Here is a 13,569-nt window from a genome sequence, read left to right as displayed (position 1 = left end):
CGAGCCTTAATTTCTGGACTTTTATGCTGAAAGCATCAGTGAGTCCGCTTTTGCCTCTAAATGGGTATTACCCATCAGGTAAGCGTCAACCGCACGGGCAGATTCACGGCCTTCGTTGATACAACGTACCACCAGAGACTGGCCGGTACGCATATCGCCTGCTGCGAATACGCCTTTTTGGTTGGTGGCGAAATCCTGGGTCGCCACGTTGCCGCGCTCATCCAGTTTAATGTCCAGTTGAGCCAGCACGCCGTGTGGTTCCGGATGCAGGAAGCCCATGGCCAGGAACGCCATATCACACGCAATCACACGCTCGCTGCCCGCGACTTCTTCAAAGCCCGGACGTTCGCCAGGTGCGGCGTCTTTCCACACGATGTCGGCAATGCGCAGACCGGTCACTTCGCCTTTATCGTTGCCGATAAATTCTTTGGTCAGAATATTCCAGTGACGCTCACAGCCTTCTTCATGGGAGGTTGAGGTGCGCAGAATCATCGGGTATTGCGGCCAAGGCATGTTTGCCGGGCGCTTTTCCGGTGGCATCGGCATGATTTCCACCTGAGTGATGCTGGCTGCGCCGTGTCGGTTGGACGTACCGACACAGTCAGAGCCGGTATCACCACCACCAATGACCACCACATGCTTGCCTTTGGCGTGAATTTCTTCCGTCTTCAGGTCCATGTTGTTGGCACGGCGGTTGTTCTGACCCAGGAACTGCATCGCAAAGTATACGCCATTCAGTTCACGGCCCGGGATCGGCAGATCACGCGGTACGGTTGAGCCACCGGTCAGCAGCACGGCATCAAATTCCTGACGCAGTTGCTGAGCGTTCACATCGACACCGATGTGCTGGTTGACTTCGAACTTGACGCCGGCTTCCGCCATCAGATTAATCTTACGATCGATGACATCCATGCTCAGTTTGAAATCCGGGATACCAAAGCGCAGCAGACCACCGACTTTCTCATCCCGTTCAAACACCGTCACTTCGTGGCCGGCACTGTTGAGCTGCTCGGCTGCGGACAGGCCTGCCGGGCCTGAACCGATGATCGCCACTTTTTTGCCGGTGCGGCTGCGTGGGGTTTTCGGTTTGGCGTAACCTTCTTGGTAGGCACGCTCCACGATGGTCTTTTCGATGTTACAGATGGTGATCGGGTCCTGGTTAATGCCCAGGACACAGGCACTTTCACACGGAGCAGGACACACACGACCGGTAAACTCCGGGAAGTTGTTGGTCGAGCTCAGAATGTTCCACGCTTCTTCCCAGCTGTCACGATACACCGCATCGTTAAACTCAGGAATGATGTTACCAATCGGGCAGCCGTTATGACAAAACGGTACGCCACAATCCATACAACGGGATGACTGCTCGTTGATCTTGCTGCCAAACTCGTCGTTGAGAACAAACTCTTTGTTGTTCTTGATACGCTCTGCCGGGTCGATCTTCTGTGGTAGTTCACGACCAAATTCTAAAAATCCAGTAGGCTTACCCATTACACTGCCTCCGCTTCTGCTGTTGCTGCTGCTTCCTGACGCTGCTTCAGTACCGCTTTGTAATCACGCGGCATGACCTTAACCATATCGGCCAGGTTATCTTCGAAGTTGTCCAGGAACGCTTGTGCAACGTCACTTCCTGTGAACTCTACATGTTTGGTCAGCATCTCTTTCAGGAGTGCTTTGTCTTCGGCTTCGATCGGATCCAAGTCCACCAGCTCAGCATTGAGCTTGGTTTCGAAGTCGCCTGATTTGTTCCACACGTAGGCGGTACCGCCACTCATACCGGCGGCGAAGTTACGTCCGGTTGCGCCCAGAATCACAGCCACACCACCGGTCATGTATTCACAGCCGTGGTCGCCCACGCCTTCCACCACCACCTTGGCGCCTGAGTTACGTACACAGAAACGCTCACCTGCCAGACCGCGGATGTAAGACTCACCTGAGGTCGCGCCGTAGAAACAGACGTTACCGACCACGATGTTATCCTGAGCCACCAGGCTGGAGTTGCGATCCGGATACAGCACCAGCGTACCGCCGGACAGGCCTTTACCCCAGTAGTCGTTGGCATCGCCTTCGACTTCGAATTTAACGCCTTTGGTCAGGAAGGCACCGAATGACTGACCTGCACTACCGTTGAACTTGACGTTCATTGGCTGCGGCAGACCGGCATCTTTGTACACTTTCGAAATTTCATTCGACAGCATGGTACCGGTACTGCGGTCGGTGTTGATGATCGGCAATTCAGCTTCAACTGCCTGGCCGCTGTGCAGCGCCGGTTGGGCAATTTCGATCAACTGGCGATCCAGCACGCTTTCCAGCTGGTGGTTCTGCTGAGTCTGACAGTGGATACCGTCGCCGGCACGTGGTGGCTCGATAAACAGCAGGGTCGACAGATCCAGGTTTTTGTACTTCCAGTGACCGACTTCTTCGCGCACTTTCAGTTTCTGGGCCTGACCAACCATCTCGTTAATGGTGCGAAAGCCCAGCTCAGCCATGATTTCACGCAGACCTTGCGCCATGTACTGGAAGAAGGTCACCACGTCTTCTACGCGGCCGTCAAAGCGCTCACGCAGGGTCTTGTTCTGGGTTGCGATACCAACCGGACAGGTGTTTTTATGACACTTACGCATCATGATACAGCCTTCAACCACCAGGGCCGCCGTCGCCACACCCCATTCCTCTGCACCCAGCAGAGTAGCGATCGCGATGTCACGCGGGGTTTTCATCTGGCCGTCAGCCTGAACCACGATACGATTACGCAGACCGTTTTTCAGCAGTGTCTGGTGCGCTTCAGCCAGACCCAGTTCCCACGGCAGACCGGTGTGACGGATGGATGAAATTGGCGATGCACCGGTACCACCATCGTGGCCGGCAATCAGCACGACATCAGCTTTCGCTTTCGCCACACCAGAGGCAATCGTACCGACGCCTGCGCCGGACACCAGCTTAACGTTGACACGGCCTTTACGGTTGGCGTTTTTCAGATCGTAGATCAGCTGCGCCAAGTCCTCGATAGAGTAGATATCGTGGTGCGGCGGTGGCGAGATCAGACCGACGCCCGGAGTGGAGTGACGCGTTGCACCGATCCAGTCATCGACTTTGTCGCCCGGTAGCTGGCCACCTTCACCCGGTTTTGCGCCCTGCGCCATCTTGATCTGAATCTCTTCAGAGTTGGTCAGGTAGTAAGAGGTGACGCCGAAACGGCCTGACGCGACCTGTTTGATCGCTGAGCGTTCCCAGTCGCCGTTCTCTTTTGGCGTAAAGCGGATTGGGTCTTCACCACCTTCACCAGAGTTCGATTTCGCGCCCAGACGGTTCATCGCCACAGCCAGGGTCGAGTGCGCTTCGTACGAGATAGAACCGAACGACATCGCACCGGTCGCAAAACGTTTCACGATGCTTTCAATCGATTCCACTTCTTCAATCGGAATGGAACCGGCCGGATTCTTAACGAAGTCCAGTTGGCTGCGCAGCGTGACGGCTTTGTCGCCCTGACGGTCGACTTCAGCGGCGTACTGCTTGAACTGAGCAAAATCTTTGTTACGGGTCGATTTTTGCAGCAGGTGGATGGTTTCCGGGTTGAACAGGTGTTTTTCACCACGCTGTTTCCACTGGTAAACACCGCCCACATCCAGAATTTGCAGCGGGATTTCACGGGTCGGGTAACCGACACGGTGACGAACCAGCACTTCTTTGGCGATATCATCCAGCGTCATGCCCTGGATACGGGTCACGGTGCCGGTGAAGAATTTATCCACCACGGCTTTGCTGATCCCCAGCGCTTCAAACACTTGCGCGCCGCTGTACGACTGCAGGGTCGAGATGCCCATTTTCGAGAAAATCTTCAGCAGGCCGCCATTGATACCTTTACGGTAGTTGTCGAAGTACTGCTCGACAGAAACGTCTGCGTCGAGTTTCTTGACGCGCTGCAGATCAACGATGGTCTCGGTGACCAGGTACGGGTTGACCGCGTTGGCGCCGTAACCGACCAGAGTTGCAAAGTGGTGGGTTTCACGCGCATCGCCGGTTTCAACCACGATGCCACATTTAGCACGCAGACCTTTACGGATCAGGTGGTGGTGCACGGCACCGACTGCCAGCATGGCCGGAATCGCCGCGTGGTTTGAGTTCACCGCGCGGTCAGTCAGAACGATAATAGAGTAACCGTCAACCACCGCATCTTCGGCGTACTGACAGATACGTTTCAGCGCGCGTTCCAGCTTACCGGCGTCTTCGCTGGCCTGGAATACGATGTCGAGGGTTTTCGCCTGCAGGTGCTCGTTGTCGATAGCACGCAGTTTTTCCAGCTCGGCGTTAGAGATGACCGGAGATTCCAGCTCAACTTTACGGCAGTGCGCCGGGCTTTCTGCCAGCAGGTTCTGGTCGCGACCAATGTAGGTATTGAGCGACATCACCATGCGCTCGCGGATCGGGTCGATCGGCGGGTTGGTGACCTGGGCAAACAGCTGCTTGAAGTAGTTAGACAGATGCTGTGACTGATGTGACAGCACGGCAACCGGCCAGTCCGCACCCATCGAACCAAGCGGTTCGTAGGCGGTTTTCGCCAGAGTCAGGATGATGTCGTTGACTTCTTCGCTGCTGACACCGAACGATTGCTGACGGTGCAGCAGACGCTCCGGTGAAGGCTGGCTGTGGACGTTGTCTGAAGCTGGCAGTTTTTTCAGGCTCAGCAGGTTGTCTTCCACCCATTTCTGGTATGGCTGCGCATTGGCGATGCCATCTTTAACTTCTTCATCAGAGATGATGCGACCCTGTTCCAGGTCAGCGACGAAGATACGGCCAGGTTGCAGACGACCACGGTGTTCCACGTTTTCCGGAGCGATTTCAACGACGCCGGACTCGGATGCCATGATCAGGAAATCGTCTTTGGTCACGGTATAACGGGACGGACGCAGACCGTTACGGTCCAGCGTTGCACCAACCTGTACGCCATCGGTAAAGCACACCGAAGCCGGGCCGTCCCACGGTTCCATCACGTTGGCGTGGAACTGGTAGAAAGCGCGACGCTTCGGATCCATGTTTTTGTTTTCCTGCCACGCTTCCGGAATCATCATCATCAGGGCGTGTGGCAGGCTGCGGCCTGACAGTACCAGCAGTTCCAGCACCATATCGAAGCTGGCTGAGTCTGAACCGCCTTCCTGACAGATTGGCAGCAGCATGTCGATTTCAGCCTGGGTGAACCGGTCTGACTGCAGGATAGCCTCGCGTGCCTTCATCCAGTTCAGGTTACCGCGTACGGTATTGATTTCACCGTTGTGGGCAATGTAACGGAAAGGCTGCGCCAGGCGCCATTTAGGGAATGTATTGGTAGAGAAGCGTGAGTGAACCAGCGCCAGCGCGGTCACCATGGTCGGATTTTGCAGGTCGAGGAAGTACTGCGGTACCTGCTCGGTGGTCAGCTGACCTTTGTACACCAGCGTCTTGTAAGACAGTGAGTTGATGTAGAAGTCGTCGCCGATGTTCGACACGCTTTCCAGACATACGCGTACGGTGTAGTTACGCAGAACGTACAGTTTACGCTCCAGCTCGTCCGCGTTCATGCCCGGACCGCCGGAAATAAACACGTGCTCAAATTGCGGTTCCGTGCTGAGCGGATCAGCGCCCAGCATTGAGTTGTCGGTTGGCAGAACACGGTAACCGATCACATCCAGATCCAGGCGCTTGGCATTGCGCTCGAGGATTTCGCGGCATTGAGCGCGTTTGTCTGCGTCTTTCGGGAACAGTACCACACCGACACCGTATTTATCGAACGCCGGTAGCTTGATGCCCAGTTTAACCGCTTCTTCCAGCAGAAACTCGTGCGGTTTCTGCAGCAAGATACCTGCACCATCACCGCTGCACGGGTCACAACCCTGGCCGCCACGGTGTTCCATACGTGCCAGCATATCCAATGCCTGAGTCACGACTTGGTGAGATTTACGGTTCTTCAGATGAGCAACAAAACCGATACCACAAGCGTCATGCTCCAATTCCGGAGTGTAGAGACCTTGTGAACTTTGCTCTTGATCTACCATAGATACATCCTTCCAGTTCAAGCGGACACAATTAAGCCAAGGCAAGCCCCAGCTGTGTATCCTGTCCTTTAATTGTTATGAATCTAAACCAGCCAGTGTGGCCGGTTCGCTTCCTTTCCGTCTCTCACAGGAAAAGTTTTGTGAGAAAAACAATCCTTAGTGATATCCCTTTTATCGAACCACTTTCCTAGTGGTTTATATAGGTAGGCGCGGAATATCACCGATAATTTGCGAAGTTTTGTGTTGTAAACTAATCAAAAAAACACGCAAAACTGTAAGTATCCTACAATTTTGTTGCACGAAAATGCAACGAAAAGTGTCCTTTTTGGGGCGTTTTTTTTGTTTTCAAATGCATAACCTGTATAACACGAATGCAACAATAGTGAATAAAGGCGGTTTTTAGTGAATGTTTATTGATTTATGCCAGAGAAAATTTGCCCTCATGTTCTTAATATTTCAGCCAAAATTTGTAATTTAATTACATAAATCGAAGTGAGATTTATTTTCATTTATGAACGACGGAAAAGTAAGGGTTAGCATGCAACTGCACCAGTTAGTCAATACCATCGGCCAGGATCTGCAGCGCCGCTACGGCGAAAAAGTGCATAAGCTGACTTTGCACGGCGGATTCAGCTGTCCGAACCGTGACGGCACCATCGGCCGCGGCGGCTGTACTTTTTGTAACGTGGCCTCGTTTGCCGATGAACAGAGCCAGGTCAAAAGCATCGCTGAGCAGTTACACGACCGGGCCGGTGAAGTGCGGCGCGCGAAAAAGTATCTGGCCTATTTTCAGGCCTATACCAGCACTTATGCCGAAGTACAGACCCTGAAAAGCATGTACGAACAGGCGCTGCAGACGGCGGATATTGTCGGCCTGTGTGTCGGTACCCGGCCCGATTGCGTGCCGGATGCGGTGCTGGAATTGCTGGCCGGTTATGTAGCGCAGGGCTATGAAATCTGGCTCGAACTTGGCCTGCAAACCGCCCGGGAGCAAACATTGAAACGCATTAACCGCGGCCATGATTTTGCCTGTTATGCAGAGATGACCGGCCGTGCCCGCGCGCTGGGGATTAAAGTCTGCACCCATCTGATCGTCGGCCTGCCGGGCGAGAGCCGGGCCGATAACCTCACCACGCTGGATAAGGTGCTGGCGGTCGGGACCGACGGCATTAAGTTGCACGGCCTGCACATTGTTGAGGGCAGCACCATGGCGAAAGCCTGGCGTGCCGGTCGTCTGCAGGCGCCGCAGCTGGATGATTATGTCGCTACGGTCTGTGAGATGATTCGCCGCACTCCGCCTGAGGTGGTGTTTCATCGCGTCACCTCGGCAGCGCGGCAGCCGACCCTGCTGGCGCCGCTGTGGTGTGAAAACCGCTGGCTGGCGATGACGGCCATCGGCCGTACTCTGGACCGGGATGGCGCGCAGGGGTCGCTGCTCGGCCGGCCGTTTCATCTGCCGCAGCACTCGTTTTCATCTGCTGTAGCACTATTTTCATCTGCCGCAGCGCTCGTCTTACCCTGATATAGCACTCGTCTTCCTGTCCCGGCGTTGCGAGCGGCCGGGCTCCGGCAGCGATTGTCTCCTTATGGCTGAAATCGCTGCTCATTGCTCCGATTTTTCAACGGGTTGTGAAGCCAATGGCTGACGCCTGACCTTGAAACACGTTAGACTAGTCGCTGCGGGCAATGGCCCCGTGCGGCCTCAAGCCGTCGAATTTTTGCTGCGGAGCATTGAATGAAACCGATGAAGAATCTCGCTCAGTATTACGTTGACCTGTTGGTGAAACTGGGCATTTTACGTTTTTCTATTTTGCTGGCGCTGGCCCTGGTTGCGCTGGCGGTGGTGGTTCAGGTCGGGATCACCCTGGCTCTGAATGGCTATGTCGACGATATCGATATTGTACGCTCGGTGTTTTTCGGCCTGCTGATCACACCGTGGGCGGTCTATTTCCTTTCCGTGGTGGTCGATCAACTGGAAGAGTCGCGCCAGCGCTTATCTAAACTGGTGTCGAAGCTGAAAGACATGCGCTCCCGTGACCAGGAGCTCAATCAGAAGCTGCAGATGAACATCGTCAAGCTCAATCAGGAGATCGAAGAGCGCATCAAAGCGGAAGAAGCGCGCGAGATGGCGATGGCTGACCTGGAAAATGAGGTATTTCAGCGTGAGAAAACTCAGATGGAACTGGCTGAGCGTACTGCGCTGCTGCGCTCGTTTATCGATGCGTCACCGGATTTGATTTACTACCGTAACGCCAAAGGCGAATTCTCGGGCTGTAACCGGGCGATGGAAGAGCTGACCGGCAAACGCGAAAGCGATCTGGTCGGTCTGACGCCGTGGGATGTGTACCGCAAAGAGATCGCTCAGTCGATTGTCGAAACCGACCAGGAAGTGTTCCAGAATAACCGCTCGCTCACCTATGAGCAGTGGCTGGAATATCCGGACGGCCGCAAAAATTACTTCGAGCTGCGTAAAGTGCCGTTTTACAGCAAAGAGGGCCGCCACCTCGGGCTGGTTGGTTTCGGACGCGACATCACCGAACGCAAACGCCATGAAGAGTCGCTGGAAAAAGCCAGCCGTGACAAAACCACCTTTATTTCCACCATCAGTCATGAGCTGCGCACCCCGCTGAACGGTATTGTCGGCCTGAGCCGCATGCTGCTCGATACACCGCTCGATCCGGACCAGCGTAAGCATATGCAGACCATTAACGTCAGCGCGGTGACTCTGGGCAATATCTTTAACGATATCATCGATATGGATAAGTTCGACCGGCGTAAACTGGAGCTGTTCCCGGCACCGCTCAGCTTTGAGGAGTTCGTGGTTGAGCTGGAAAGCCTGTCGGCTCTGATGGCGGAGCAGAAAGGGCTGCGTTTCGATCTGGAACGTCTCACCGATCTGCCGGCGCTGGTTGAAGTGGATGCGACCCGTCTGCGTCAGGTGCTGTGGAACCTGATCAGCAATGCGATGAAATTTACCAAAGAGGGCGGGGTAGTGATGACCGTCAGCGCCGATATTGAAGATGGTCAGGCTTACATCGTGATGGACATTGAAGATACCGGCATCGGCATTCCGGAAGCAGAACTGGATAAGATTTTTGCCATGTATTATCAGGTTAAGTCCGGCAAAGACAACCTGCATGCCGTCGGCACCGGTATCGGCCTGGCAGTCTCACGTCAGCTGATTAACCTGATGGGCGGTGATATCACGGTCAGCAGCGAAGAGGGCTTTGGCAGCACCTTTACCGTCAGCATCTGTGTACCGCTGGCCCAAGAGAGCGAGCCGCAGCAGGGCCCGCTTGAGCATAAGAGCCTGAATATCTTTATGGTCGAAGACATTGAGCTCAACATTACCGTAGCACGTTCGCTGCTGGAAAGCCTAGGTCATACCGTGTCAGTGGCCATGACCGGTGAAGAGGCCAAACAGAAATTCGATCCTGCAGCCTTTGATCTCGCCTTCCTTGATATCCAGCTGCCGGACATGACTGGCTTTGACGTCGCCCAGTATTATCGCGCGACGTACCCTCAGCTGCCGCCGCTGGTGGCCCTGACCGCCAACGTGCTGAAAGACAAAGCTGAGTATCAGCGCAAAGGTATGGATGAAGCGATTAGTAAGCCATTGTCGGTGAAGGCGGTGCAGGAAGTGATCAATAAACTGGTTTATCAGCATACCGAAGTCCCCCAGGAGACTAATATGCCGGCAGAAGCGCCGCAGGATGGTCATGATGAGCTGTATAACCGCCTGCTCGATCTGAGTATGCTGGAGTCCTATGTTGAGATTGTGGGCCCGCAGCCGGTGCTCGACAGCATTGAGATGTTTGAGCAGATGATGCCGGACTACATCGAGATCCTCGACTCCAATATGGTAGCGAAAGATCAGGATGGTATCGTTTCGGAAGCGCACAAGATCAAAGGGGCGGCAGGGTCAATTGGTCTGAAACACATTCAGAGTGTGGCGCAGAAAGCGCAGTCGCCGGATGCGCCGGCCTGGTGGGAGAATATTGAAGACTGGGTCGATGAAATTAAAAACGAGTACCTGAACGACATTGAGGTATTAAAACAGTGGTTAGCGCAAAGGAGATAACATGAAGAAATGGCTTTTATTGTTGGCGACCTTAGGTTTAGTCGCCTGTTCGACCCCGAATGTGAACTGGCAGCAGGGCAACCTGGCTATGATTGAACAAACGGCGATTCAGCTCGAGAGTAATCTCTGGACCGATCAGATGCCTAAAGCCGGCGCCGGTGCGCAAAGCCAGAACCTGAACGGAACTTTGCGCCTGGAAACGTCCGATCAACTGCCGGCCGATCTGACGGTCAGTGAGATCGTGATTAAACAGGGCGACTCGATGTGGATCATTGATGGTGACATGGTCGAGCTGCGCACTGAGAGTGATAACCGCTGGGAAGTGGTGTTCCAGAGCGGCAGTGAAGTGAATATCGACCGCAGCGTCAGTGTCGCGCTGGGTCTGAGCGACAGTCAGGGCGAGATCTGGCTGGTGCAGCACAAAGTGAGCATTGATAAAGTGTACTGATACTGACCGATCTGCGGCTAACAAAAAGCCTCTGCTAATGCAGAGGCTTTTTCATCTTTGTGAGCAGGTGAGGCGAGATCCGGTGCTGCATAAGGTCGTTATGGCAGCGGCGCTGACACCTGCTGGCAGAGCCTGGATTACTCTTCCAGGTCGCCGCAGAAGCGGTAACCTTCACCATGGATAGTGGCGATGATTTCCGGCGTACCGGTTACCGATTCAAAGTGTTTACGAATGCGGCGGATGGTAACGTCTACAGTACGGTCATGTGGTTTCAGCTCACGACCGGTCATTTTCTTCAGCAGATCCGCACGAGTCTGGATCTTGCCCGGGTTTTCACAAAAGTGCAGCAGGGCACGGAACTCTGAACGTGGCAGCTTGTAGCTGTCGCCGTTAGGATTGATCAGTGAACGGCTGTTGATGTCGAGAACCCAACCGTTGAATTCGTATTTCTCAACCGAGCGTTTTTCTTCGTGGCTGCTGCTGGCGTTCATCGAACGGCTTAGCAGATTACGGGCACGAATGGTCAGCTCTCGTGGGTTAAACGGTTTAGTGATGTAGTCATCTGCACCGATTTCCAGGCCAAGAATTTTGTCAACTTCATTGTCGCGACCTGTCAGGAACATCAGGGCTACGTCCGCTTGCTCACGCAGTTCGCGAGCCAGCAGCAGGCCATTTTTACCTGGCAGGTTGATATCCATAATCACCAAATTAATGGCGTTATCGGTCAGCACATGGTGCATCTCTTCACCGTTACTGGCCTCAAAAACAGCGTAGCCCTCTGCTTCAAAAATACTCTTCAGAGTGTTACGAGTCACCTGCTCGTCTTCAACGATAAGAATCTGCGGGGTTTGCATTGGCGGTACCTAAACTTGTGAAAAAAATGTGCTAATAGAACTTATTCTAGGCAAAAACATAACATACAAGTAATTTTATGTTGATAATAAACCAAAGATTTTCGTGATTATGCTGACTTTGGTTGCCCGCCTTCCATGGATAACACTAGCCATTGAGATCCAATATCCCACTGGTTCTACTAGTCTTTAAAACGAATTCTATAATGTTAACAGCTTGCTAACAACGGCCTGATGTTAATTCCAACAACTTTGTTGATTTATATCAAGGGTTGAAATGTAACAGATATGAATAGTAATAACGAGTTGTAAAAAGACGAGAATGAGCACTATCGACCCAAGATTATGGCAGGCTTACCAAAATGTCTGTTTTTGCTTTGAAAACGAGACGTTATTTGCCTCTTTTGCGGTAATCACCGCATGGAACCCGAAAAGTATTCGGTTGTCAGACAGTGAGAATTGCGTAAATAATCAACGTTTACAGCAAACCATAGCCAACTATGATTGGAGTAGAGTCCGGGTCGGCGACCCAAGGTTTGACTGGTTTGAAGACAGTTTTGCCGTAGCCATGCCTTTAGCTGCAGCGCTGCAGCTGGCCACTGAGTTTGGCCAGAATGCGATTTACTATATCAGCGACGGCGAGTTGTGGCTGCACGCTTGTGTGCCTCATCAGGCGTATTGCCTGGGCCCGCTGCGCGATAAATTACCATAATAAGCCCAGCAAGAATCATGGAGGAATGATGAGAGATATAACACCGGATATTTGTGATAAATACCAATCCAAGGTAACGCTGCTTGAGTTGCCACTGCAAAACTTTGGCATGCGCAGTGCGTTCTGGGGCGAGATTGTCACCGTACGTTGCTACCATGATAATTCTAAAGTCAAAGAAGTGCTGAGCCGTAATGGTAAGGGTAAGGTGCTGGTGGTCGACGGCCACGGTTCGTGCCGCAAAGCGCTGATGGGCGATCAGATTGCCATCAGTGCGATTGAAAATGAGTGGGAAGGGGTGATCATCAATGGCGCAGTGCGTGATGTGGTGACCATGTCGCAAATCGATTTAGGCATTAAAGCGCTGGCCGCCTGTCCGTTCAAAACCGAGAAACGCGGTGCCGGAGATATCAACGTCAGCCTCAATATCCACAATCAGATGATTCATCCGGGCGATTACATTTATGCCGATTGGAATGGCGTGCTGCTCTCCCAGCACGAACTGGATTTAAGCTCTCTTTGAGTCAGACTGACTGAGTCCGATTGACGTCAGAAACGAAAGCCGATACCGACCTCAATGCCTTGCTGCCACTGCTGATAATCCAGTGTGGCACGCAGGTCGAGATTGTCTGACAGACGCAGGCTGCTGGAGAGTTCGGCTGAGAGGGAGTCATTGCCATTTTTACTGTCATCATCACTGCGGTTGAGGGAGTACACGGTACTTTTCAACGATACCCGCTCGGTCAGTTGATAGCGCACGCCGCTGAGAAAACCATTTTCTCCGCCGTTAATCGATGAATTGACCCGCGCACCAACATACAGGTCGACATCGCGAAAAATGTTGTACATGTAGCCACCATCAATCACCCAACTGTCAAAGCCCTGATTGTCCTGTTCGGTGGTGAAAAACATGTTGTGTGGTGAGGTGACCTGCTGCGATGGCAGCGAGGGAAGGGTGATGGCTTGCGCCGACAAGGCGAAGGCGAGGCAAGATATGCCGAGAATGACTTTCATTCACCCCTCCTTATCATTTTTATCGTTGTCTGCTGTCCACTGCACTGCGTTTAAGTAAAGCACAAAATCGGCGGGGCTGCCGAAGAAATAATCTGATTCTGAATCATCAACCTAGCGTATACCCGCTTCGGCCATAAAGCAGTTATATGAATCATGATGATTTGAAGCTTTAGGCGATAATTTTGAAAAAGAGGCCAAAAAATCAAATTTTTCGTTGACTCTTTAAGCAAAAATAGGTTAAACGTAAGGGAACGCAAACACACGACTTACGCAAGAATTCATATGTTTACAAACAGCCTAGTAGTAATGACCACCACCATTATTATTACCGACATTACGCATGTTGGGGCAGGCTGCTGAGCGTAAAATTTTCGAAAAAAGGCCTGTACCCCAACCGGTACAGGCCTTTTTTTATACCAGTTTTTTACAATATTCGG

The 13,569-nt window shown here is 52.8% G+C and carries 9 protein-coding genes and 1 other annotated feature; of the genes, 5 read left to right on the top strand and 4 right to left on the bottom strand.

Features of this window, described 5'->3' with window-relative positions; translation table 11 throughout:
- Positions 1-21: 21 nt before the first annotated feature.
- Together KNV97_RS15650 and gltB are read right to left on the bottom strand one after the other, a co-directional pair.
- Positions 22-1,491 carry a glutamate synthase subunit beta gene (locus KNV97_RS15650; protein ID WP_136483371.1) on the bottom strand — a complete coding sequence of 490 codons (1,470 nt, stop codon included), beginning with the start codon at positions 1,489-1,491 and terminating at the stop codon, positions 22-24.
- On the bottom strand, positions 1,491-6,029 hold the full coding sequence (gltB, locus tag KNV97_RS15645; protein ID WP_218562293.1) for a glutamate synthase large subunit: 4,539 nt from the start codon (positions 6,027-6,029) through the stop codon (positions 1,491-1,493). The genes KNV97_RS15650 and gltB overlap by 1 nt, the downstream gene beginning before the upstream one ends.
- A 538-nt stretch (positions 6,030-6,567) precedes the next feature.
- Between gltB and KNV97_RS15640 the strand changes: the two genes are divergently transcribed.
- The 3 genes from KNV97_RS15640 to KNV97_RS15630 all read left to right on the top strand — a co-directional run bounded on the left by KNV97_RS15640 (position 6,568) and on the right by KNV97_RS15630 (position 10,558).
- A complete protein-coding gene (locus KNV97_RS15640) occupies positions 6,568-7,551 on the top strand; it encodes a TIGR01212 family radical SAM protein (protein WP_218562292.1) in 984 nt (327 codons plus the stop codon).
- 213 nt (positions 7,552-7,764) lie between these two features.
- Complete coding sequence (gene arcB, locus KNV97_RS15635; protein WP_218562291.1) at positions 7,765-10,110, top strand: aerobic respiration two-component sensor histidine kinase ArcB; 2,346 nt, start codon at positions 7,765-7,767, stop codon at positions 10,108-10,110.
- 1 nt (position 10,111) lies between these two features.
- The gene (locus KNV97_RS15630; protein ID WP_218562290.1) at positions 10,112-10,558 is read left to right on the top strand and encodes a hypothetical protein; all 447 of its coding nucleotides are present in this window, start codon (positions 10,112-10,114) and stop codon (positions 10,556-10,558) included.
- Between the two features lie 137 nt (positions 10,559-10,695).
- On the opposite strand, the gene arcA is transcribed toward KNV97_RS15630, so the two are convergent.
- A complete protein-coding gene (gene arcA, locus KNV97_RS15625; protein ID WP_136483376.1) occupies positions 10,696-11,412 on the bottom strand; it encodes a two-component system response regulator ArcA in 717 nt (238 codons plus the stop codon).
- A gap of 319 nt (positions 11,413-11,731) precedes the next feature.
- Here arcA and KNV97_RS15620 point away from each other — a divergent pair, with 319 nt between their 5' ends.
- Positions 11,732-12,121 (top strand): DUF3293 domain-containing protein, encoded by a 390-nt coding sequence (locus KNV97_RS15620; RefSeq protein ID WP_136483377.1) that lies wholly within the window; start codon positions 11,732-11,734, stop codon positions 12,119-12,121.
- Positions 12,122-12,149: 28 nt separating this feature from the next.
- The gene (locus KNV97_RS15615) at positions 12,150-12,641 is read left to right on the top strand and encodes a putative 4-hydroxy-4-methyl-2-oxoglutarate aldolase (RefSeq protein ID WP_218563441.1); all 492 of its coding nucleotides are present in this window, start codon (positions 12,150-12,152) and stop codon (positions 12,639-12,641) included.
- Positions 12,642-12,667: 26 nt separating this feature from the next.
- Here the strand turns inward: KNV97_RS15615 and KNV97_RS15610 are convergent, their stop codons facing one another.
- Entirely contained in the window at positions 12,668-13,132 is a 465-nt protein-coding gene (locus KNV97_RS15610; protein WP_136483379.1) for a hypothetical protein, read from the bottom strand.
- A gap of 295 nt (positions 13,133-13,427) precedes the next feature.
- Positions 13,428-13,546: a sequence feature (Thr leader region), on the top strand.
- Positions 13,547-13,569: the final 23 nt, after the last annotated feature.

The organism is Vibrio ostreae (genome assembly GCF_019226825.1).
In the GTDB taxonomy this organism is placed as follows: Bacteria; Pseudomonadota; Gammaproteobacteria; order Enterobacterales; family Vibrionaceae; genus Vibrio; species Vibrio ostreae.
This window is presented reverse-complemented; position numbering and strand designations above follow the sequence as displayed.

Coding starts and splice junctions, on each gene's coding strand:
- KNV97_RS15650 (WP_136483371.1), bottom strand. CDS start 1,491: ATGGGTAAGCCTACTGGATTTTTAGAATTTGGTCGTGAACTACCACAG.
- gltB (WP_218562293.1), bottom strand. CDS start 6,029: ATGGTAGATCAAGAGCAAAGTTCACAAGGTCTCTACACTCCGGAATTG.
- KNV97_RS15640 (WP_218562292.1), top strand. CDS start 6,568: ATGCAACTGCACCAGTTAGTCAATACCATCGGCCAGGATCTGCAGCGC.
- arcB (WP_218562291.1), top strand. CDS start 7,765: ATGAAACCGATGAAGAATCTCGCTCAGTATTACGTTGACCTGTTGGTG.
- KNV97_RS15630 (WP_218562290.1), top strand. CDS start 10,112: ATGAAGAAATGGCTTTTATTGTTGGCGACCTTAGGTTTAGTCGCCTGT.
- arcA (WP_136483376.1), bottom strand. CDS start 11,412: ATGCAAACCCCGCAGATTCTTATCGTTGAAGACGAGCAGGTGACTCGT.
- KNV97_RS15620 (WP_136483377.1), top strand. CDS start 11,732: ATGAGCACTATCGACCCAAGATTATGGCAGGCTTACCAAAATGTCTGT.
- KNV97_RS15615 (WP_218563441.1), top strand. CDS start 12,150: ATGAGAGATATAACACCGGATATTTGTGATAAATACCAATCCAAGGTA.
- KNV97_RS15610 (WP_136483379.1), bottom strand. CDS start 13,132: ATGAAAGTCATTCTCGGCATATCTTGCCTCGCCTTCGCCTTGTCGGCG.